Genomic DNA, 19595 nt, shown 5'->3' with positions numbered 1-19595 from the left:
AGATATGCCGGGATTGTGACGATATGCGGGTTACCGTGCCCGCATGCAGATGAACACTCCGCCACGGAGCACGATTCGACTGACCCGCCGGGGCCGGGTCGCCCTCATCGCGACCGGGGCCGTCGTGGCCGGCACCGCCGTGGCGGTGCCGCTGCTCAGCCTGGAGGACGAAGGGGACGCACGCCCCACCTCGCTGGTCATCCCGGAGGGCTGGCGCTCGGGCCAGATCTACGAAGCCGTGGACAAGGCCCTCGCCCTCCCGGCAGGCACCACCAAGAAGTCCATCCCGAAGGCCGGCCTCAAGCTGCCGAACGACGCGGAGGGCAACCCAGAGGGCTATCTCTTCCCGGCGACTTATCCGCTGAAGGAGAAGGCCACGCCGGAGTCGCTGCTGTCGTTCATGGTCAACACCGCGAGCCGGAAGTTCAACGGAGCCCCGGTCGCCGCCGGCGCCCAGCGCAACGCGATGAACGTCTACCAGGCGGTCACCATCGCGAGCATCGTGCAGGCCGAGGCGGCGTCCAAGGCAGACATGGGGAAGGTGGCCCGGGTCATCTTCAACCGCCTCGAACGCGGGATGCCGCTCCAGATGGACTCGACCATCAACTACGCGCTCAACCGCACCACGTTGAGGACGACCACGAGCGACACCCGGGTCGACAGCCCCTACAACTCCTACCAGCGCATGGGTCTGCCGCCGACGCCGATCGACAACCCGGGCGAGGACGCGATGCGCGCCGCGATCAACCCGCCCCCGGGCGACTGGCTCTACTTCGTCACGGTCAAGCCCGGCGACACCCGCTTCGCGGCCACCTACGAGGAACACCAGCGCAACGTCGCCGAGTTCAACGCGGCCCAGAAGAGCGGCAGTTCACAGCCCACGAAGTGACCCGCCCGGGACGGCCCCGGGCGGCGGCCGGCTTCCAGGCCGACGACCGCCCGAGGTCCCGTAGAACGACGGGCCCCAGGCAGACGACATCAGACGGCGACCGGCTCCCCGGCCAGCAGCCGTCTGATGTCCCGTACGGCCGCGCGTCCCGCGCGGTTGGCGCCGATGGTGCTCGCGGAGGGCCCGTAGCCGACGAGATGGATGCGCGGATCCGCGGCCACCCGGGTGCCGTCGAGGCGGATGCCGCCGCCCGGGCCGCGCAGCTTCAGCGGTGCCAGGTGGTCGATCGCGGCCCGGAAGCCGGTCGCCCACAGGATGACATCGGCGTCCACATGCCGGCCGTCGTCCCAGTCCACGCCGTCGGGGGTGATCCGGTCGAACATCGGCTGCCGGTCCAGGATCCCGTCCGCGAGGGCCTGCCGGATCGCGTCGTTCAGCGGCAGCCCGGTCACGGAGACGACGCTCCTCGGCGGCAGCCCCTGCCGCACCCGCTCCTCCACCAGCGCGACGGCCGCCCGCCCCACGTCCTCGGTGAACGGACCCTCACGGAAGACCGGCGGACGCCGGGTCACCCACGTCGTCGCCGCCGCGTACGGCGCCAGTTCCATCAGATGCTGCGTACCGGACGCGCCCCCGCCCACCACGACCACCCGCAGCCCGGCGAACTCCTCCGGCCCGGGGTACTGCGCGGTGTGCAACTGCCGCCCCCTGAAGGTCTCCTGGCCCGGATAGCGCGGCCAGAACGGCCGGTCCCAGGTGCCGGTCGCGTTGATGAGCGCCCGCGTCGACCAGGTCCCGTCGGACGTCTCGACGAGCAGCCGCCCGCCCTCGCCCTCCCGAACCGCCTTCACGTCCACCGGCCGCCGTACCCGCAGGTCGAAGGCGCGTTCGTAGGCGGTGAAGTACTCGGCGACGACCTCGGAGGACGGCCGGTCCGGATCTCCGTCGGTGAGTTCCATGCCCGGCAGCGCGTGCATCCCGTGCACCTTGCCGTACGTCAGTGACGGCCACCGGAACTGCCAGGCGCCGCCCGGCGCGGGCGCGTGGTCCAGCACCACGAAGTCGCGCTCCGGCTCGAAACCGGCACGCCGCAGGTGATAGGCGCCGGCCAGTCCTGCCTGCCCGGCGCCTATGACGACCACGTCGACCTCACGGGTGTTGTTCACGCTTCTACGAACAGCCCCGGGGCCGGGGATCTTCCCGCGCGCTCAGCGCCCGCTGCCCACCAGGAACGGCACACCCGCCCGCGCCGGCCCCTCGACCAGTCCGCGCGCCGTCAGCTCGGGAATCACGCCCTCGCCGAACCAGTACGCCTCCTCCAGATGCGGATACCCGGAGAGCACGAAGTGCTCGACACCCAGCGAGTGGTACTCCTCGATCAGGTCGGCGACCTCGGCATGGCTGCCCACGAGCGCGGTGCCCGCGCCGCCCCGCACGAGACCGACGCCCGCCCACAGGTTCGGGTGGATCTCCAACTCCGCCCGCGAACCGCCGTGCAGCGCCGGCATCCGCTGCTGGCCCACCGACTCACTGCGCCCGAGCGCGCCCTGTGCCGCCGCGATCGTGTCCGCGTCGAGATCGTCGAGCAGCCGGTTCGCGGTCGCCCACGCCTCGGCCGACGAGTCCCGCGAGATCGTGTGCAGCCGCACCCCGAAGCGCACGTCCCGCCCCTCGCGTCCGGCGAGGGAGCGAATCCAGTCGATCTTCTCCTTGACCTGCGCGGGCGGTTCTCCCCAGGTGAGATACACGTCCGCATGCCGGGCGGCCACCGGCCCGCCCGCCGCCGACGAACCACCGAAGAACACCTGCGGCACCGGATCGGGCGGCAGCGCGGTGAGCCCGCCCTCGACCTGGTAGTGGACACCGTCGAAGTCGTACGGCTCTCCCCGCCACACCCCTCGTACGACGGACGGGAACTCGTCCGTACGCGCGTACCGCCGGTCGTGATCGAGATGGTCGCCGAACCGCCGCTGCTCGGCCGAGTCGCCGCCGGTGACGACGTTGAGCAACAGCCGTCCGCGCGTGAGGCGTTGGTAGGTCGCCGCCATCTGCGCGGCCGGCGTCGGCGAGATCACCCCGGGCCGGAACGCCACCAGGAACTTCAGCCGCTCGGTGTGCTGCGCGAGCGCCACGGTGGTCAGCCAGGCGTCCTCGCACCACGTGCCGGTCGGCGTGAGCACCGCCTCGAAGCCCAACTGCTCGGCCGCCTTGGCGATTTGGGCCAGGTACTCGTTGTCCGGCGGACGCACCCCGCGGACCGACTCGCGCGGTTGGGCCCGTACGCGTGCCGGTCGACGAGCGTACGGCCGTCGCCGCCGGTCGGCAGGAACCAGTGGAGACGGACACTCGTGTCACTTCTCCTTGTAGACGCGCGGCGCGCTCGTCGAGACCGGCAGACCGCCGTTGAAACGGGTGTCGACGAACTGGGCGAAGTCGACCTTGCCCGGAATCAGCTTCAACGCGGTGAACTGGTCCGCGATCGCCTGCTCAGAGGCGATCAGCGGCTTGTCCACGGCGACCGCGATCCGGGAGGCGTTGGTCCGCTTCACCGAGGCCAGCGCCACCGCGTACGGCAGCCCGGTGTCCTTCGCCCACACCTTGGCCCACGCGTCGGGGTGGTCGTAGACCCAGTCCTGGGCGCGCCGCAGCCGCTCCAGATAGTCCTTGATGGCCGCGGCCTTCTTGCCGTCCGCCAGCGCGGAGGGCGCCGCCACCTGGAAGTTGAGCCCGTTGACCAGACCCTGACCGGTCGTCAGGATACGGCCCTGCTTCGCTTCGAGGACCTGCGAGGTGTACGGGTCCCACACCGTCCAGGCGTCCACCTTGCCGCTGGTGAACGCGGCGAGGGCGTCGGCCGGCTGGAGGTACTTGACCTTGACGTCGCTCAGGGTCAGGCCGGCCGCCCTGAGGGAGGCGATCAGCTGGTAGTGCGCGGAGGAACCCTGGGCCACGGCGATGGACTTGCCCTTGAGCTGCTCCGGACTGGTCAGCTTGGAGTCCATCGGTACGAGGATGGCCTCGCCCTCGGAGTTGCCGTGCCAGGCGGCCACCACCTTGATCTTGGAGCCCGCGCCCGCCGCGAACACCGGTGGGGTGTTGCCGACGCCGCCGATGTCGACGGCCTTGGCGTTGACCGCTTCGAGGAGCGGCGGGCCGGAGGTGAACGTGGACCACTTGATCTTGTAGTCCAGGTTCTTGAGTTCACCGGCGGCCCGCAGGATGGCCTCCGAACCACCCTTCTGGTCACCGACATCGAGCGTGACGGAACCCGTGCCGTCGGTGTCGGTCCCCGTGCTGGCGGACGAGTTGCCACCGCAGGCGGTGAGCAGGAGGGCGAAGGGGAGGAGCAGCGCGGCGGGGACGAGGCGACGTCGCATGGGGGATCCTTCTGTGCAGGTGAGCGGTGGGTGGGGGGAGTTCAGGCGGCTTCGGCGGCGGTGTCGACGCCGAGGCGTTCCAGGAGTCCGGCGCGGAGTTCGGCGAACCGGGGGTCGGTGATGTCGCGGGGGCGGTCGAGGTCGATGCGCTGCTCGTGCGCGATGACGCCGTCGTCCATCACCAGGACACGGTCGGCCAGCAGCACGGCCTCCTCGACGTCGTGGGTCACCAACAGGACGGCGCAGCCCCGCCGTTGCCACAGCTCGCCCACCAGTCGCTGGGCCTTGATGCGGGTGAGCGCGTCGAGCGCGCCGAACGGCTCGTCGAGCAGCAGCAGATCGGGCTCGCGCACCAGAGCGCGGGCCAGGGAGGCGCGCTGGGCCTCACCGCCGGACAGCGTCCTGGGCCAGGCGTCGGCGTGGTCCCCGAGCCCGACCTCCGCCAACGCCCGTTCCGCCACGGCCCGTTCGGGCTTGCCGGGCAGACCGAGCAGGACGTTGCGCCACACCTTCTTCCACGGCATCAGCCGGGGCGCCTGGAACGCGACGGCCTTGCGGCGCGGCACGAGGACGGTGCCCTCGATGTCCCGGTCGAGCCCGGCGAGGATGCGCAGCAGCGTGGACTTGCCGCAGCCGCTGCGGCCGAGCAGCGCCACGAACTCGCCCTGTCGTACGTCGAGTTGAAGCCTGTCGATGACAGGACGGCCGTCGAAGGAGCGGGTCAGCCCCTCGACGCGCACCGCCTGCGAGGTGACCGGCTGTGCGGTCACCGGCCTGTGAACGTCGGTCGCCATTGCAGCAGCAGCCTTTCGAGCGTTCGGACGACGAAGTCGGCCAGCAGGCCGAGGAAGGCGTAGACGATCAGGCAGACCACGATCACGTCGGTCTGCAGGAAGTCCCGTGCCTGCACCATGAGGAAGCCGATCCCGGCGTCCGCGTTGATCTGCTCGGCGAAGACGAGCGCCAGCCAGGCGATACCGAGGGAGTAGCGCAGCCCGGTCATCGCGTTGGGCAGCGCGCCCGGCAGCACCACATGTCGCACGAGCCCCCAGCGGGACAGCCCCAGCGACTCCCCGGCCTCGATCAACTGGCTGTCCACGCCCCGGATTCCGGCGTAGACGTTGAGGTAGAGCGGGAAGGTCACACCGAGCGTGATGATGGCGACCTTGGGCGCCTCGCCGATGCCAAACCAGATGATGAACAGCGGGATCAGTCCCACGAAGGGCACGGTCCGCAGCATCTGCACGGGAGCGTCGACCAGGTCCTCGCCGATCCTGAACAGGCCGGAGAGCAGGGCGAGTCCGGTACCGATGAGGGTGCCGAGCAGCAGGCCGATCGCGACGCGCTGGAGCGAGGTGGCCATGGCCGAGGTCAGCGAACCGCTGTCGACCAGATCCCAGCCGACGTGTGCGATCCGCCCGGGCGAGGCGAGCACGTCGGAGGTCAACACGCCGGTGCTGCTGAGGAGTTGCCACAGCGCGAGCAGCACGAGCGGGCCGGTGGTGCGGCGCAGCCAGCGGGGGACACGGGTGCGGCGGGAGGAGGTGGGGACGAGGGGGACGAGATCGACGGGCGCGTTGTCGTCCGGGCGTGCGTCCGGGCCGGTCTTCGATGTGGATATACGGGAAATGTCCGGCCCGGAGGAGCCGGGTGGGGCATGGCTGATGCTCATGGGTGCTCCACGGAGTGGGGGAGAGCGTCCGGTGAGGAAGGGGGTACGCCTCAACGCCGCCGCGTCACGACTGTGCGCGCGGGCGCGACGGAGTGCGGGAAAGAACAGGGGGTGAGGCGGAAGAAGGCGTCAGCAGCCGCGACAACACGCGGCGGAGGCCACCCGCAGCAGGTCGATGTGACCGCGCGTGGTGAGCAGAACTGAACGCAACATGCGGCCGAAACTAGGTCAGATGGTGTGCCACGGTCAACGGTGTCTCGCGGACTGGACCCCGCGTATCACGGGCCGGTCGGCCGACCGGGTGGGCGACCCCGAAGGATGGGTCAGGATGGGAACATGTCAGCTGCCTTCACCACCCGAGTTCTGCATGTCGCCACCGGCTCCCGGGAGCGGGTCATGGATCTGACCCGCGACTGCGAGGCCTTCCTGCGGGAGGCGGCGGCCGGCCGTGACGGCCTCCTCAACGTCTTCGTCCCGCACGCCACCGCGGGCATCGCGATCCTCGAAACGGGCGCCGGCAGCGACGACGACCTCCTCGCCGCGCTGCACACCCTGCTCCCCGCCGACGACCGCTGGCAGCACCGCCACGGCAGCCCCGGCCACGGCCGCGACCACGTCCTCCCGGCCTTCGTACCGCCGCACGCGACGCTGCCGGTGCTGGGCGGGCGGCTGGAGTTGGGGACATGGCAGTCGGTCTGTCTCGTCGATACGAACCGCGACAACCCGGACAGGGTGGTTCGACTGTCGTTCCTCGGATGAGGCACCGGGCTCCGCGACTTCGGATGTGATGCGCGGCTGGTTCCCTCCAGGTGTGGATGACAGGCCGTCATCCCGACTGTCAGTGGGGCACCGTTGGTCGCGGTGCGGCTGTGCCGCGGCTCGGGGGCCGCTCGGACGGAGGCGCGGGTGCGCGGTTGAGGCGGAGCGCCATCACCGGGCAGGCGGCGACCGCGCGTCGGGCGTGGGGGAGCAGTTCGGCGGGGACCGCGGAGCTGCGGAGCACGGGGTAGCCCCATTCGTCCAGGCCGACCAGTTCGGGGAGCAGTTCGGCGCAGAGGCCGTGTCCGTCGCAGGCGGCGAAATCGACGGCCAGTACGTGGGCCCGGGCTTCGGCCTGGGGGCGGGTCATCGCCATTCCTCCTCCTCGGGGGGCCGTGGAACCGGCACGGGCAGGACGAGGGGGGCGTACGCGGCGCGGCACGGTCCTGTGTGCACGTGCCGGCGGACGTCGTCGGCGAAGACCCGTAGCGCGGAGGCGGCCAGCCGTGCCGCGCCGTCGGGATGGCGGCACGCGCCGCGCCCCGGAAGCAGCCCGAGGCGATGGTGCAGCCCGTCGATCCGCCGGGCGTCCGCAGTGCCCCGGGCGAGCGCGGCGAAGTCCTCGGCGACGGCCGGCAATCCGAACCGGCACGGCCCGCACTGCCGGGCGCTCTGCGCGGCGAGGTACTCCAGCACGGCCGCCGTCTCGGCGAGCCCGCAGCTGTCTTCGGGCAGCGCCACCAGGACGCCCGCGCCCCGTTCCGGGGCCGTGGTGCTCAGCGGCACCGGCATCCAGGTGCCGAAGAAGCCGCCCGCGAGCACGGCGCCGAGCGGGCCCTGGGGGCCACCGGCCCGGGCCAGGGCCGTGGGCACCGGACTGCCCGCCGGGATCTCGTAGACCCCGGGGTGAGCCACGGCGCCCGAGACCGTGACGAGTGTGGTGCCCGGCGCCCGGGAACTGCCGCTCTCGCGGAACCAGGCGGGGCCGTAGCGGGCGATCAGCGCGAGGTGGGCCAGGGTCTCCACGTTGCCGATCAGGGTGGGCCGTTTGCCGACGCCCTTCTCGAAGGGGCGCGGCGGAGTGGCCAGGGGGCGGGCGTCGCCGCCGTTGAGCCACCTCACCAGGGACGTCTCCTCGCTGGACACGAAGTGGTGGGGCAGTGTGTGGACCTTCACCGGTACCGGGTCGAGCCGGGCGCGGCGCCGCTGGGCGACGGCCGCGGTGAGCTGGTCGGCCTGTGTCGCCCGGGTGCGCGGCACGCACACGTGCACCGCGTTCGCGCCGACCGCGACGGCCGCCAGCATCGCGCCGTCCAGGACGAGGTGCGGAGCGAGCGAGAGCAGCACCTCGTCCTTGTGACTGGCAGGTTCGCTCTCCATGCCGTTGGCGACGACGACGGCGGGTCCCTTCGCCCCGGCCACGGAACGGAGTTTGCGGCCGGTGGGGAAACCCCCGCCGCCCCGGCCGGTGAGCCCGGCCTCCTCAACGGCGCGCACCAGCGGCATCGCCGTCCCACGGCTGCGTGCCGACGACAGCGGGACCGGGCCGTAACGGCCGAGGTGTTCCGTCAGGTCGGCGGTCCGGCCGGTGTCGTACCAGCCGTGGAGCAGGCGTTCGCCGTAAGGGCCGCTGGGGGCCGTCGCCGAGTGTTCTCCGGCGAGTACGGTCCCGGTGTCGGAGTTCATTCGGCGTCGTCTCCCTCGTGTTCGGCTTGCTGGTCGGACTGCTGCGATGGGGTCGGCGACTGATGGGGGACCGCCGGGGCGGTGGACGAGGCAGGGGGCTGGGCGGTGCCGCCGGCGCGGTGCGCCCAGCCGGGCCGCAGGGGGCCGCCGGCCAGGAACGCGACCAGTGCCACGGGCACCAGCACCAGAGCCGCCGTCGCCCACCGGCGGATCCGGACCGCTGTCGCTCCGGCCCGGACCAGCCGCCACCACACGGCGGCCACGACGGTCAGCAGACAGCCCGCGTACAGCACCAGTTGCGGGCCCAGACGGGTGTCCGTGCCGGTGCCGGCCGCGTGGAAGAGCGCCACCGGCCAGGACGCGTACGCCAGCCAGTGCACCGCCTTCCACCGGCGCAGGCCGAGGCGTCCGCGGACCGCGCTGGTGATCGCGACCGCCAGCAGCAGGTCGAGCGCCACCGCGCCCAGGCCCACCCACAGCGGACGGTAGGAGGCAATGAAGGGGACGAAGGCCGACGGCCAGGTGAGATGGGCGTAGCTGTCGGCGATGGCCGTGACGATGTGCATCGCCAGGAAGGCCAGGGTGAGCAGCGACACGTTGCGGTGCAGCGCGGACACCTCGAAGCGGCCCAGGCGCACCGGCGCGTACCGTCCCGCCGTCGCGATGCCGAGCGCGACCGTCGCGGTCAGCAGCACCAGCGAGACGGTGCCGCCGGCCCTGGTGGCGTACCAGAGGGGGCTGGGGCCGGAGGTTCCCGCGGCGAGGAGGACGGCGCCGTTCATCGGTCGCCCCCTTCGGCGGGCCAGGCTCCCAGGCACAGAACGCTTCCGTCGGTGCGGACCAGCCGGGCGGGCAGGCCCGTGCCGCGCAGCCAGTCGGGGGCGCGTTCGCCGAGGACCAGGGCGGCGGTGGTCGCGGTGTTGGCGTCCACGCAGGTGCCCGCGGCGACACTGACGGTGCGCCAGACGGGCGGCGGGACGTCGCCGGTGGCCGGGTCGACGATGTGGTGGAGGGTCCGTCCGCCGCGCCGCCAGGTCCGCACGGTCGTACCGGACGTGGCGAGGCCGCCGTCGCGGATCGAGACGACCGGGTGTCGGGGGGCGGTGTCCGGGCCCGCGTGGTTGTCGGCGATGGCGACGCGCCAGCCGCCGTACGGTGGTTCGCCCGCCGCCGACAGGTCGCCGCCGAGGTTGACGAGGACTCCGCAGCCCACCGCGGCGGCGGCGCGGTGGGCCGCGCGGTCCGCGGCCAGGGCCTTGGCCGTGGCGCCGAGGTCGAGCGTGGTGCCGGCGGGAAGGCGCAGGAGCCGTAGGGCCGGGTCCCAGCGGACGGACCGCCAGCCGGGGGCGGGCCGGGGCGCGGTCGCCGGACCGGTGTCCTCGGGTCGCCGCGCGGCGACCTCGGTGAAGGTGCGGTCGTAGCCGAGTGCCACGACCGCCCGGCCCACCGTGGGATCGACGGCACCGTCGGTGAGTTCGGCGGCGCGCAGGGCCACCTGCACGGCCTCGGCTAGCAGGGCGCTCACCGGTACGGGCCCGTTGCCCGCGGCGGCGTTGACCCTGGACAGCTCGGAGTCCGGACGGAACCGGCTGCACGCCGCGTCGATGGCGGCCAGCTCGGCCCGCAGGATCAGCAGCGCGTCGTCGGCGCGGGCCGGGTCGGCGGTCAGCAGTACGGCGGTGGTGCCCAGCGCGGAGAAGACCGCGGTCGCGGGCTCGGTGACGGCCGAAGGGGCGAAGGCGGGAGCGGTCGTGACCGTACGAACGGTCGCGGCCGGGAGTGCGCCATCTCCGATTCGGCCGCGTGCGCCCGCCGACGTGGCGCTCACGACGCACCCGACTGGGTCTGCGGCGCCTGCCCGGTGGGCGCGGGCGCCTGCCCGGCGGGCTGGAGGCCGCCGCTCGTGCCCGTGCTGGTGCCGCTGCCGTGCTGGGCGGTCCCGGCCGGCAGGGCGATGCCGGGGAGCGCGTGCGCGTACCCGGCGCCCAGTACGGCGGTGCCGGCGACGGCCGCGGCGGCCACCCAACGGGTCGTCACGCTCACGCGGCGCAGCCCTCGTTCGCGGCGCCGGACGGCATCGCGCACGGATCGGTCGGCGGCTGCGGGCTGCTCGGGAAGAGGCATGGTTGAACTCCTCGCTGGGAGGCCGGTTTGTCCCACTACCCAGGCTGCCCGGTGGCCCGTCGGGAACCGGTTCAGGAGTTCTTCAGAAGCGGTTAAGATCCCGCCCGCTGGCCGCGCGACGACCCCTGCGACGGTGGCGCGGGCAGTTCCAGCACGACGGTCAGCCCTCCTCCGACCGTGTCCTCCAGCCGTACGGTGCCGCCGTTGGCGGTGACCAGCCGGTGCACGATGGCCAGCCCGAGGCCGCTGCCGGACGCCTCCGGATTGCCGAACCTCCGGAAAGCCGCCTCGCGGGCCGCCGCGCTCATCCCGGGGCCGTCGTCCACCACCCGCAGCAGCACACCGTCGCGCGTCGCCCTCCCCTCGACGCGGACGGCCGCACCTTCACCCACCGCGTCCAGGGCGTTGGCCACCAGGTTGTCGATCACCTGCTCCAGATCGCCCGCGCCCAGGTAAGCCGTCAGGCCGGCACCGCAGCGGCCGACGAGGGACACCCGCCGCTCCCGTGCGACCGGCTCCCACGCGGCGACCCGCTCGTCCACCACATGGTCCACCCGGACCGGAACCGGCCTGGGCACCGCGGTCTCCGCACGGGCCACCGCGAGCAGCCCGTCCACCAGCCGGGACAGCCGGGCGATCTCCTCCTGGGCGGCGGCGAACTCCGCCGCCGTGGCCTCGTCGGCACTCGCCGCCAGCAGGTCGAGCCGCAGCCGCAGCGCCGTCAACGGTGTGCGCAGCTGGTGCGAGACGTCGGCGACGACCGCCCGATGCCCGTGGATCAGGGCCTCCATACGGGCGGCCATGGTGTTGAACGTCGAGGCGAGCCTGCGCACCTCCTGCGGGCCGTGCCCGCCCGGCGCCCGTACGTCGAGGGCGCCTTCGCCCAGCCGCAGCGCGGCGGCGTCCACGGCCCGCAGCGGGCGTCCGACCCACCGGGCCAGCGCCACCGCCACCAGCCCGCCCGCCACCAGACCACCGGCGCCGATCAGCGCCAGCCGCCCCCACATCGCGCTGATCCGGTCGTTCGTGGTCTCCGCCGACCGGGACAGCACCGCCACCCCGACCGGACGCGCGGTGTCGCCGATGGGCACGGCGACGACCAGCCGGTCGTCCCGCTCACGGGTGGCGGTCTCCGGATGGGCGAGCACCTGGTGCGCCAGGTCGCCCCAGCTGTCGGCGGCCTCGTCCTCCGCGCCGTCGTCGCCCGTCCGCCCGGGGCACTCGGTGGCCGCCACGACCTGTCCCGACGCGTCGAAGACCGCGGCGCAGTCCCCGGCCCGCTCGGCCTGTTCCAGGAGCTGTCGCATGGAGGCGGCGGAACGGTGGTCCGACAGGTGTTCCTCGGCCGCCGCGGCGATCGTCCGGTCCACCGCCTCGGTGGTGTCCCGGAAGGAGGTGCGCTCGCGCTGTGCCAGGGACAGCCCCAGCGGCACCACCGCCAGGACCAGCAGCATGACGATCACTGCCATGAAGGCCAGTGCGATACGCCGGGTCATCGCGCACCGGCGCCGGGGTCCTGGCCGGCATCGGGTGCGCCGAGGCGGAACCCGCGGCCGTACACGGTCTCCACCAGTCCGGGTACGCCGAGCTTGCGGCGCAGCGCCGCGATGTGCACGTCCAGCACCTTGGTGGGGCCGTACCAGTGCGCGTCCCAGGCGCGCTCCAGGACCTCCTGCCGGGTGACCACCCGTCCGGGATCGGCGGCCAGGCACTCCAGGATGTCGAACTCCTTCGGCGTGAGGGCGACTTCACGGCCGCCGACGGTCACCTTGCGGGTCCGCAGGTCCACCGCGAGCGGCCCGTGCCGCAGCAACTCGGAGTCGGGCGGCTGGACGCGCCGCAGCACGGCCCGGATCCGGGCCAGCAGCTCCGCCAGGCCGAACGGTTTGACCAGGTAGTCGTCGGCGCCCTCGTCCAGGGCCGCGACCCGGTCGGCCTCCTCCCCGCGCGCCGTCACCACGATGATCGCCGCCCGGGAACGGGCCCGCAGCCGGCGGCAGACCTCGACGCCGTCCAGGTCGGGCAGCCCCAGGTCCAGCAGCACCACATCGGGTTCCGGGTCCGCGGCCAGCGCCTCCCGCCCGGTGCCGACGCGGCGCGCCCGGTACCCGGCCCGCTCCAGCCCCAGTACCAGGGAGGCAGCGATCCCCGGGTCGTCCTCGACCACCAGCACATGCACGCGGACATCCTACGATTCCGCCGCCCCTGCCCGAATTGGCCGACCGGCCCGTCGTTGGGGACCGTTCGGCCCTGCCGTCCGGTGCGGTGTGCGCGGTTGCATGGAAACCCGGGGATGCTGTCGCGCCCGGCGGCGTGCGTGTCCGGAGAAGCCGGAGGTCTGCTGCCGTGTCGGAGAGGGGAGCCGCCGGAGACGGGCAGGAGCGGCAGGCCCGGAGCGTCCGTGAACTGCTCGAACCGGCCCTGCTGGCCCTGACGGCGACCGCCCTGCTGAGCGGGGGGATCGCCTGGGCGGCCGGGAACCGCGGCGTCGCCGACGCCTGCTGGGCGGCCGGCACGGTGGTGGCCGTCGTCCCCGCCGTGGCCTGGGTCCTGGCCGCGGTGCGGAAGGGCCGGGCCGGCGTCGACCTGATCGCGGTGCTGGCGCTGGCCGGGACGCTCGCGGTGGGGGAGTACCTGGCGGGTGCGCTGATCGCGCTGATGCTGGCGACCGGCCGGGCGCTGGACGCCGCCGCCGAGCGCCGGGCCTCGCACGACCTGCGGGCCCTGCTGGAGCACGCGCCTCGCTCGGCGCGCCGCCGGACCGGCCGGGAGGTGGCCGTGGTCCCGCTCGCCGAGGTCGTCGTCGGCGACGTGCTCGTGGTCGGTCCGGGAGACGTGGTCCCCGTCGACGGCACTGTCCTGGACGGTACGGCGGAACTCGACGAGTCCGTGCTGACCGGCGAGTCCGCCCAGGTCGAGCGCGGCACCGGCGAGGCCGTCCGCAGCGGCGTCGTCAACGCGGGCGGTGTCTTCGAACTCCGGGCGACCGCCACCGCACAGGACAGCACGTACGCGGAGATCGTACGGCTGGCTCAGCACGCGGGCGCCGAACGGGCACCGACCGTGCGGTTGGCGGAGCGGTACGCGGCCTGGTTCCTGCCGCTGTCGCTGGGGCTGGCCGGTGTCGCCTGGCTGCTGAGCGGGTCCGCCGTCCGCGCGGTCGCCGTCCTCGTCGTGGCGACGCCCTGCCCGCTCCTGCTCGCCGCGCCGGTCGCCATCGTCTCCGGACTGTCGCGGGCGGCCCGCCGGGGTGTCATCGTCCGGGACGGCGGGGCGCTGGAGCGCCTGGGCCGGGCCCGCACCCTGGTGATCGACAAGACCGGCACCCTGACGGTCGGCCGACCGCACGTCCTGGCGGTCGCCGCCGCCCCCGGGTGGTCCCCGTCCGAGGTGCTGCGCCTGGCCGCCTCGCTCGACCAGGTCTCCGCGCATGTGCTGGCCGACGCGATCGTCCGGGAGGCACGGGCCCGGGGCCTCGCGCTGTCGATGCCCGTCGACACCACGGAAGAAGCGGGGCGCGGCCCCTCCGGCGCGGTGGACGGCCTCCGCGTCCGTGTCGGCAGGACCGGCCTGACACAGGCGGCCCTCCCCGACTGGGCCCATGCCGTGGACAACCGGGCCCTTCTCGACGGGGCCGCCATCGCCTGGCTCACCGTCGGCGACGCCCTCGCCGGCGCCGTCCTGCTCCAGGACCCGCTGCGCCACGACGCCCCGCGCACGGTGCGCCGACTGCGGTCGGCGGGGCTGACCCGGCTCCTCATGCTGACCGGGGACCGCGCCGAACCCGCCCGTGAGGTGGGGGCCGTCCTGGGCCTCGACGACGTCCGGGCCGGTCAGCTCCCCGCCGACAAGGTCGCGGCGGTACAGGAGGAACGCGCGCGGGCCGTCACCGTCATGGTGGGCGACGGCGTCAACGACGCGCCCGCGCTGGCCGCCGCCGACATCGGGGTGGCCATGGGCGCCCGCGGCTCCACCGCGACCTCCGAAGCCGCCGACATCGTCCTCACGACCGACCGGGTCGACCGGCTCGCCGACGCCATGGAGATCGCCGTACGGGCCCGCCGGATCGCGGTCCAGAGCGCCGCGGGCGGCATGGTGATGTCCCTGCTCGCCATGATCGCGGCCCTCCTCGGATGGCTGCCGCCCGCCGTCGGCGCCCTTCTTCAAGAAGCCATCGACGTCGCTGTCATCCTCAACGCCCTGCGCGCACTGCTGCCGGCCCGTGGCGCCGGTACCGCTCTCGAACCGGACGCCGAGGACCTCATCCACCGCTTCGCGGCCGAGCACGACGACCTCCGGGACGCCCTGGACGCCATCCGTGAGGCCGCCGGCCTGCTCTCCGCGCAGGACGGTCCGGGATCACTGGCCGCCGTGCGCCACGTCGACCAGCTGCTCACCACCCGGGTGCTCCCACACGAAGACGCGGAGGAACACCAGCTGTACCCCGCGCTGAACCGACAACTCGGCGGCCCGGAATCCACCGAGACCATGAGCCGGGCCCACACCGAGATCGCCCGTCTGTCCCGCCGCATCACCACCCACCTCCGCCTGGCCGACGAGGCGGGCGCCTTGAAACCGGAACAACTCGACGACCTGCGCGCCTGCCTGTACGGGCTCCACTCCGTCCTCCGCCTGCACTTCAGCCAGGAGGAGGAGAGCTACTTCTCCCTCGCTCCCTGAGCCGGTCCGCCGGTGCCTCCGGCCCGGGTGGCGCGGTTCGCGATCTGTTCCGGCGCGATGTCAGCCGTCCGCGTCGGTTGCCGTGAGGGAGGCGAGGGCGGCGTCGAGGCGGTGGGTGGCTTCCTCGGCGACGGGGCGCAGGGCGTCGAGTCCGGTGAGGGCGACCATCGTGTTCGGGTCGAGCGCCTGTACGGCGGTGCGGTCGCCGTCGGTGCGGACGACGACGTTGCAGGGCAGCAGCAGGCCGATGCTGCGGTCGGTGTCCAGGGCGCGGTGGGCCAGGGGCGGGTTGCAGGCGCCGAGGATCACGTAGTCCTCCATGTCGTGGTCGAGCTTCGCCTTGAGCGTGGCGGTGACGTCGATCTCGGTGAGGATGCCGAAGCCCTGTGCGGCAAGGGCGTCGCGGACGCGGCCGACGGCGGTGGCGAAGTCGGTGTCGAGGTGCACGGTGCGGTCGTAGCGCATGGCGGTGGCCCTTCTGATCGGCTCGCGCGGTGCGGAACGGGTGTTCCGTCGCGCGGGCGGTGCTTGTGAGGTGTTTCCAGGGCTTCTCTCGGCTCCAAGAATACCCCTGGGGGTACTCGTGCTACCGTCGAAGACATACCCCCTGGGGTAATTCTTCGTTGGAAGGGAGTACCGCGTGTTCTTCGTCGACACGATCGAGGTGTCAGGGCTCGGCAACCGCAGCTATCTCGCGGGCGGTGAGCGGACGGCGGTGGCGGTCGACCCGCCCCGCGACGTCGACCAGGTGATCGCGGCGGCGGCGCGGCGGGGGGTGCGGGTCTCACTGGTCGTCGAGACGCACGTCCACAACGACTACGTCACCGGCGGCCTGGAACTCGCCCGGCTCACCGGCGCCGCCTACCTCGTTCCGGCCGGGGCCCGCGTCTCCTTCGCGCGCGTGCCGGTGCGTGACGGCGACCGCACGGAGATCGACGCCGGGGCCGGACTGGCCCTGCGCGCGCTCGCGACGCCCGGCCACACTCCGCACCACACCTCCTACGTGCTGGAGGAGAACGGCACGGCGGTCGCGGTGTTCACCGGGGGCTCACTGCTGATCGGCACCGTCGGCCGCCCGGATCTCGTGGAGCCGCGGCTCACTGAACACCTGGCCCGGGCCCAGCACGCCTCGGCGCACCGGCTGGCCGCCGAACTGCCCGACGAGACAGCCGTGTTGCCCACGCACGGCTTCGGCAGCTTCTGCTCCTCCTCCCAGACGGAGGGCAGCGACACGACCATCGGCAAGGAGAAGGCCTCCAACGACGCCCTGACCCGGAACGTGGACGACTTCGTCGCCGACCTGCTGGCCGGTCTGGACGACATCCCCGCCTACTACACACACATGGGCCCGGCCAACGCCGCCGGACCCGCGCCCGTCGACCTCACCCCGCCCGCCGTCGCCGACGCCGAGGAGATAGCCGCCCGGCTGGCGGCGGGGGAGTGGGTGGTGGACCTGCGCAACCGCGTCGCCTTCGCCGAAGGGCACGTGTCCGGCTCGTTCAACTTCGAGGCCGAGGGGCAACTCGCCACCTATCTGGCCTGGTTGATCCCGTGGGGCAGGCCCCTGACGCTGCTGGCCGAGTCGCCCGGGCAACTGGCCGCCGCCCAGCGTGAGTTGGTCCGCGTGGGCATCGACCGCCCCGCCGCGGCGGCGACCGGTGACCCCGGCGGCTGGGTCCGGGAGGGAGAGACCCCGGCTTCCTTCCCGCGGGCCACATTTTCCGAACTCGCCCGCCGGTATCCGGCGCAGGGCGTCCGCGTCCTCGACGTCCGGCGTGCTTCCGAGCGGGCGGCCGGGTACATCGAGGGCTCGGTCCACATCCCGGTCCACGCCCTGCACCGCCGCCTCGGCGAAGTCCCCGCCGGTCAGGTGTGGGTGCACTGCGCCGGCGGCATGCGCGCCGCTGTCGCCGCCTCCCTGCTGGACGCCGCCGGGCGCGAGGTCGTGGCCGTGGACGACTCCTTCGACGCGGCCGGGAAGGCCGGGCTCACCGTACGGACCGCCTGACGGCTCCGCACGTCGCGGGCCCCGCCGATCTTCCGTACCGAAAAGGGAAACAGGAGCGAGAAACCGAGATGAGCATTTTCCGACGAGGCCGGGGAGGCCCGGGCCGGGTGACCGTCCAGGAGGCGGCCGCACGCACCGGCCACGGCGCCCCCGCCGAAGTCCCCACCGACGCCGTGCTGTTGGACGTGCGCGAGCCCTACGAGTGGCAGGCTGGGCACGCTCCCCGAGCCGTACACCTGTCCCTCTCGGCGCTGGCCGCCGGGGCCGGACTGCCCGCCCAGGCGCAGGCGCGGCCCTTGGTCGTGATCTGCCGCTCGGGCAACCGGTCGCGGCAGGCGGCCGAACTGCTGGCCGCGCGCGGTGCGGAGGCCGTGGACGTGATCGGCGGCATGCGGGACTGGGCGGGAGCCGGTCTGCCGGTGGTGGACGCGCACGGCGGGAACGGCACCGTCGCGTGAGCACTCTCATACTCGCCCTGACCGCCGGCGCGGTCATCGGTCTGGCGCTCGGCGCGCTCGGGGGCGGGGGGAGTGTGCTCGCCGTCCCCGCCCTGATCTACCTGCTCGGTTTCACCCCGGTCGCGGCCACCACCGCGAGCCTGGTCATCGTCGCCGTCACCTCGGCCACCGCCATGTCCGCGCACGCCCGCGACGGGCACGTCCGCTGGCGGACCGGGCTGCTGTTCGCGGCGGCCGGGATCGGCCCGGCGATGCTGGGCGGCGCGCTCGCCGGACGCATCCCGGCCGCAGTGCTGACGGCGGCCTTCGGCGTGGTCGCGGGAGCGGCCGCCCTGCGCATGCTGCGGAGCCGTCCGCGCGCGGTGGACACGGTGGTGCCAGTACGGCCGGGCCGGGCCGCGGTCGCCGGGGCGGGGCTCGGCGCGGTCACCGGCGTCCTCGGCGTCGGCGGCGGCTTCCTCGCCGTACCGGCGCTGGTGGGCGTGCTCGGTATGCGGATGCGCTACGCGGTGGGCACCAGCCTGCTGGTCATCACCGTCAACTCCCTGGCCGCGCTGGCGATGCGCACCGGCACGGCCGACGGGCTGGACTGGGCTGTCGTCGGCCCCTTCGCCGGGGCCGCGATCCTCGGAGCCTGGGACGGGAAACGGCTTGCCACGAAGGTCTCCGGGCACACGCTGCAGCGGGTCTTCGCCCTGGTGCTGATGGCGGTGGCCGCCTTCATGCTGATCGACGCGGCGGCATGACGCGCCGCGGCGGACAGGCCCGGGCGGACCCTATGCCAGGGACAGGAACAGCTTCTCCAATCGGGCGCGCATCTGCTGGGCGTCCTCGCCGTTCTTGCGGCCGGACTCGATGTCCGTCATGCACTGCTGCATGCCGGTCGCGATGATCGCGAAACCGGCGCGGTCGAGAGCGCGCGAAGCGGCGGCGAGCTGCGTGACGACGTCCTCGCAGTCGCGCCCCTCCTCGATCATCCGGATCACGCCGGAGATCTGACCCTGCGCACGGCGCAGGCGGTTCAGCACGGCCTTCAGGTCCGCACCCTCAAGTTCCAGCTCCACGATCACTCCTCAGGCAATACCCCTAGGGGTACTGTACGTCCCGGTTCGGGACGGCGTCGACCATGAAGGATCACACCCGCCATGTCCCACTCTCCCCTCCCCGCCACCCTCGCCACCGACGAGGCCCGCACCCGGCTCCACGAGCTCACCGTCATCGACGTGCGCACACCCGCCGAGTACGCCTCCGGCCATCTGCCCGGTGCCCTCAACATCCCCCTGGACCACGTCCGCCGTGCCCTGCCGGAGATACGGCATGCCGCGGAACGTAGTGACGTCCTCGTAGTGTGCGCTTCCGGCGCTCGCTCCGGGAACGCCTGCAAGCTGCTGTCCGAGCAGGGCATCGTGACCGCCACCCTCGCCGGCGGCACCGGCGCCTGGGCAGCCGACGGCCACGGCCTGCACCGTCCGGCCGCCTGCGACACCCGGGCCGGCTGGAGCATGGAGCGACAGGTGCGCTTCACCGCCGGGACGGTGGTGCTCCTGGCTCTCGTCCTCGGTCTGCTCGTGCACCCCGCCTTCCAGCTCCTGGCCGTCGGCATCGCGGGAGGCCTGGTCTACTCGGCGGTCACCGACACGTGCGGCATGGCCGCCGTCCTGGGCAAACTGCCCCACAACCGCCCTCGGGCAGCCGACCTCGACGCCGCGCTCGCCGTCCTGCGCAGCCGCTGAACCGGTGTTCCCGGGTGCGCGGGCGCCCTGGAACGCGCCGAGGTGTCAACTTCGTTCCCTCGCCGCCCGCTTGCGGCAGTGCGCCCGGATTGACGTACAGGGCGGTCGGGCCGCGGGAGGGGCCCCGACGGAGTTCGGCGGACACGCATCGGGACAACCCCGAAGGGACTGTTCGGCTGTCGTTCCTCGGACGAGGCGCTCGTACGGCG

21 protein-coding genes and 1 pseudogene are annotated in these 19595 nt (G+C 73.3%); 7 read left to right on the top strand and 15 right to left on the bottom strand.

The features are described 5' to 3' along the window. Positions 1 to 43 precede the first annotated feature (43 nt). Positions 44 to 889 (top strand): endolytic transglycosylase MltG, encoded by an 846-nt coding sequence (mltG, locus tag ACWDEW_RS15530; RefSeq protein ID WP_450513124.1) that lies wholly within the window; start codon positions 44 to 46, stop codon positions 887 to 889. 89 nt (positions 890 to 978) lie between these two features. On the opposite strand, the gene ACWDEW_RS15525 is transcribed toward mltG, so the two are convergent. From ACWDEW_RS15525 to ACWDEW_RS15500, 6 genes and pseudogenes are all read right to left on the bottom strand, one after another. Continuing rightward, positions 979 to 2055 carry an NAD(P)-binding domain-containing protein gene (locus ACWDEW_RS15525; protein ID WP_450513123.1) on the bottom strand — a complete coding sequence of 359 codons (1077 nt, stop codon included), beginning with the start codon at positions 2053 to 2055 and terminating at the stop codon, positions 979 to 981. Positions 2056 to 2097: 42 nt separating this feature from the next. Further along, positions 2098 to 3215, bottom strand: a pseudogene (locus tag ACWDEW_RS15520) (LLM class flavin-dependent oxidoreductase). Between the two features lie 25 nt (positions 3216 to 3240). After that, complete coding sequence (locus tag ACWDEW_RS15515; protein ID WP_450513122.1) at positions 3241 to 4266, bottom strand: ABC transporter substrate-binding protein; 1026 nt, start codon at positions 4264 to 4266, stop codon at positions 3241 to 3243. A gap of 41 nt (positions 4267 to 4307) precedes the next feature. Then, complete coding sequence (locus ACWDEW_RS15510; protein ID WP_450513120.1) at positions 4308 to 5060, bottom strand: ABC transporter ATP-binding protein; 753 nt, start codon at positions 5058 to 5060, stop codon at positions 4308 to 4310. Continuing rightward, on the bottom strand, positions 5033 to 5938 hold the full coding sequence (locus tag ACWDEW_RS15505; RefSeq protein ID WP_450513118.1) for an ABC transporter permease: 906 nt from the start codon (positions 5936 to 5938) through the stop codon (positions 5033 to 5035). Before ACWDEW_RS15505 ends, ACWDEW_RS15510 begins: the two co-directional genes overlap by 28 nt. A gap of 129 nt (positions 5939 to 6067) precedes the next feature. Beyond that, the gene (locus tag ACWDEW_RS15500) at positions 6068 to 6151 is read right to left on the bottom strand and encodes a putative leader peptide (RefSeq protein ID WP_315986669.1); all 84 of its coding nucleotides are present in this window, start codon (positions 6149 to 6151) and stop codon (positions 6068 to 6070) included. A 123-nt stretch (positions 6152 to 6274) separates the two neighbouring features. Here ACWDEW_RS15500 and ACWDEW_RS15495 point away from each other — a divergent pair, with 123 nt between their 5' ends. Beyond that, entirely contained in the window at positions 6275 to 6697 is a 423-nt protein-coding gene (locus ACWDEW_RS15495; protein WP_450513116.1) for a secondary thiamine-phosphate synthase enzyme YjbQ, read from the top strand. A gap of 79 nt (positions 6698 to 6776) precedes the next feature. Here ACWDEW_RS15495 and ACWDEW_RS15490 read toward each other — a convergent pair whose 3' ends face one another. The 7 genes from ACWDEW_RS15490 to ACWDEW_RS15460 all read right to left on the bottom strand — a co-directional run bounded on the left by ACWDEW_RS15490 (position 6777) and on the right by ACWDEW_RS15460 (position 12686). Then, complete coding sequence (locus tag ACWDEW_RS15490; RefSeq protein WP_450513114.1) at positions 6777 to 7067, bottom strand: ferredoxin; 291 nt, start codon at positions 7065 to 7067, stop codon at positions 6777 to 6779. Then, entirely contained in the window at positions 7064 to 8383 is a 1320-nt protein-coding gene (locus tag ACWDEW_RS15485) for an NADH-ubiquinone oxidoreductase-F iron-sulfur binding region domain-containing protein (protein ID WP_450513112.1), read from the bottom strand. The genes ACWDEW_RS15490 and ACWDEW_RS15485 overlap by 4 nt, the downstream gene beginning before the upstream one ends. Further along, complete coding sequence (locus tag ACWDEW_RS15480) at positions 8380 to 9165, bottom strand: ferric reductase-like transmembrane domain-containing protein (protein ID WP_450513110.1); 786 nt, start codon at positions 9163 to 9165, stop codon at positions 8380 to 8382. The genes ACWDEW_RS15485 and ACWDEW_RS15480 overlap by 4 nt, the downstream gene beginning before the upstream one ends. After that, positions 9162 to 10211, bottom strand: coding sequence for an FAD:protein FMN transferase (locus ACWDEW_RS15475; RefSeq protein ID WP_450513108.1), 1050 nt, complete (start codon positions 10209 to 10211; stop codon positions 9162 to 9164). Before ACWDEW_RS15475 ends, ACWDEW_RS15480 begins: the two co-directional genes overlap by 4 nt. Then, positions 10208 to 10507 carry a hypothetical protein gene (locus ACWDEW_RS15470; RefSeq protein ID WP_450513106.1) on the bottom strand — a complete coding sequence of 100 codons (300 nt, stop codon included), beginning with the start codon at positions 10505 to 10507 and terminating at the stop codon, positions 10208 to 10210. Before ACWDEW_RS15470 ends, ACWDEW_RS15475 begins: the two co-directional genes overlap by 4 nt. 92 nt (positions 10508 to 10599) lie before the next feature. Beyond that, a complete protein-coding gene (locus ACWDEW_RS15465) occupies positions 10600 to 11976 on the bottom strand; it encodes a sensor histidine kinase (protein ID WP_450513105.1) in 1377 nt (458 codons plus the stop codon). 23 nt (positions 11977 to 11999) lie between these two features. Beyond that, entirely contained in the window at positions 12000 to 12686 is a 687-nt protein-coding gene (locus ACWDEW_RS15460) for a response regulator transcription factor (protein ID WP_450513104.1), read from the bottom strand. Positions 12687 to 12853: 167 nt separating this feature from the next. Between ACWDEW_RS15460 and ACWDEW_RS15455 the strand changes: the two genes are divergently transcribed. Then, positions 12854 to 15187 carry a heavy metal translocating P-type ATPase gene (locus ACWDEW_RS15455; RefSeq protein ID WP_450513102.1) on the top strand — a complete coding sequence of 778 codons (2334 nt, stop codon included), beginning with the start codon at positions 12854 to 12856 and terminating at the stop codon, positions 15185 to 15187. A 60-nt stretch (positions 15188 to 15247) separates the two neighbouring features. Here ACWDEW_RS15455 and ACWDEW_RS15450 read toward each other — a convergent pair whose 3' ends face one another. Then, positions 15248 to 15652: a DUF302 domain-containing protein gene (locus ACWDEW_RS15450; RefSeq protein ID WP_450513100.1), complete on the bottom strand. Its 405-nt coding sequence runs from the start codon at positions 15650 to 15652 to the stop codon at positions 15248 to 15250. Positions 15653 to 15827: 175 nt separating this feature from the next. On the opposite strand from ACWDEW_RS15450, the gene ACWDEW_RS15445 reads away from it, so the two are divergent. The 3 genes from ACWDEW_RS15445 to ACWDEW_RS15435 all read left to right on the top strand — a co-directional run bounded on the left by ACWDEW_RS15445 (position 15828) and on the right by ACWDEW_RS15435 (position 18399). Continuing rightward, the gene (locus ACWDEW_RS15445; protein ID WP_450513098.1) at positions 15828 to 17195 is read left to right on the top strand and encodes an MBL fold metallo-hydrolase; all 1368 of its coding nucleotides are present in this window, start codon (positions 15828 to 15830) and stop codon (positions 17193 to 17195) included. Between the two features lie 68 nt (positions 17196 to 17263). Beyond that, positions 17264 to 17653 carry a rhodanese-like domain-containing protein gene (locus tag ACWDEW_RS15440; protein ID WP_450513097.1) on the top strand — a complete coding sequence of 130 codons (390 nt, stop codon included), beginning with the start codon at positions 17264 to 17266 and terminating at the stop codon, positions 17651 to 17653. After that, on the top strand, positions 17650 to 18399 hold the full coding sequence (locus tag ACWDEW_RS15435) for a sulfite exporter TauE/SafE family protein (protein ID WP_450513095.1): 750 nt from the start codon (positions 17650 to 17652) through the stop codon (positions 18397 to 18399). The genes ACWDEW_RS15440 and ACWDEW_RS15435 overlap by 4 nt, the downstream gene beginning before the upstream one ends. Before the next feature lie 30 nt (positions 18400 to 18429). On the opposite strand, the gene ACWDEW_RS15430 is transcribed toward ACWDEW_RS15435, so the two are convergent. After that, entirely contained in the window at positions 18430 to 18717 is a 288-nt protein-coding gene (locus tag ACWDEW_RS15430) for a metal-sensitive transcriptional regulator (protein ID WP_075032675.1), read from the bottom strand. An 81-nt stretch (positions 18718 to 18798) separates the two neighbouring features. Between ACWDEW_RS15430 and ACWDEW_RS15425 the strand changes: the two genes are divergently transcribed. Beyond that, positions 18799 to 19386, top strand: a complete 588-nt coding sequence (locus tag ACWDEW_RS15425) for a rhodanese-like domain-containing protein (protein ID WP_450513093.1) — start codon at positions 18799 to 18801, stop codon at positions 19384 to 19386. Positions 19387 to 19595: the final 209 nt, after the last annotated feature.

This window comes from Streptomyces sp. NPDC001100, from assembly GCF_053598575.1.
Note: the sequence above shows the minus strand (reverse complement) of the source record. Positions and strands in the feature narration are given on the sequence as shown.

Bases quoted from the DNA above. Each gene is read 5' to 3' on its own strand.
- mltG (WP_450513124.1), top strand. From the start codon at position 44: ATGCAGATGAACACTCCGCCACGGAGCACGATTCGACTGACCCGCCGG.
- ACWDEW_RS15515 (WP_450513122.1), bottom strand. From the start codon at position 4,266: ATGCGACGTCGCCTCGTCCCCGCCGCGCTGCTCCTCCCCTTCGCCCTC.
- ACWDEW_RS15510 (WP_450513120.1), bottom strand. From the start codon at position 5,060: ATGGCGACCGACGTTCACAGGCCGGTGACCGCACAGCCGGTCACCTCG.
- ACWDEW_RS15505 (WP_450513118.1), bottom strand. From the start codon at position 5,938: ATGAGCATCAGCCATGCCCCACCCGGCTCCTCCGGGCCGGACATTTCC.
- ACWDEW_RS15500 (WP_315986669.1), bottom strand. From the start codon at position 6,151: ATGTTGCGTTCAGTTCTGCTCACCACGCGCGGTCACATCGACCTGCTG.
- ACWDEW_RS15495 (WP_450513116.1), top strand. From the start codon at position 6,275: ATGTCAGCTGCCTTCACCACCCGAGTTCTGCATGTCGCCACCGGCTCC.
- ACWDEW_RS15490 (WP_450513114.1), bottom strand. From the start codon at position 7,067: ATGACCCGCCCCCAGGCCGAAGCCCGGGCCCACGTACTGGCCGTCGAT.
- ACWDEW_RS15485 (WP_450513112.1), bottom strand. From the start codon at position 8,383: ATGAACTCCGACACCGGGACCGTACTCGCCGGAGAACACTCGGCGACG.
- ACWDEW_RS15480 (WP_450513110.1), bottom strand. From the start codon at position 9,165: ATGAACGGCGCCGTCCTCCTCGCCGCGGGAACCTCCGGCCCCAGCCCC.
- ACWDEW_RS15470 (WP_450513106.1), bottom strand. From the start codon at position 10,507: ATGCCTCTTCCCGAGCAGCCCGCAGCCGCCGACCGATCCGTGCGCGAT.
- ACWDEW_RS15465 (WP_450513105.1), bottom strand. From the start codon at position 11,976: ATGGCAGTGATCGTCATGCTGCTGGTCCTGGCGGTGGTGCCGCTGGGG.
- ACWDEW_RS15450 (WP_450513100.1), bottom strand. From the start codon at position 15,652: ATGCGCTACGACCGCACCGTGCACCTCGACACCGACTTCGCCACCGCC.
- ACWDEW_RS15440 (WP_450513097.1), top strand. From the start codon at position 17,264: ATGAGCATTTTCCGACGAGGCCGGGGAGGCCCGGGCCGGGTGACCGTC.
- ACWDEW_RS15425 (WP_450513093.1), top strand. From the start codon at position 18,799: ATGTCCCACTCTCCCCTCCCCGCCACCCTCGCCACCGACGAGGCCCGC.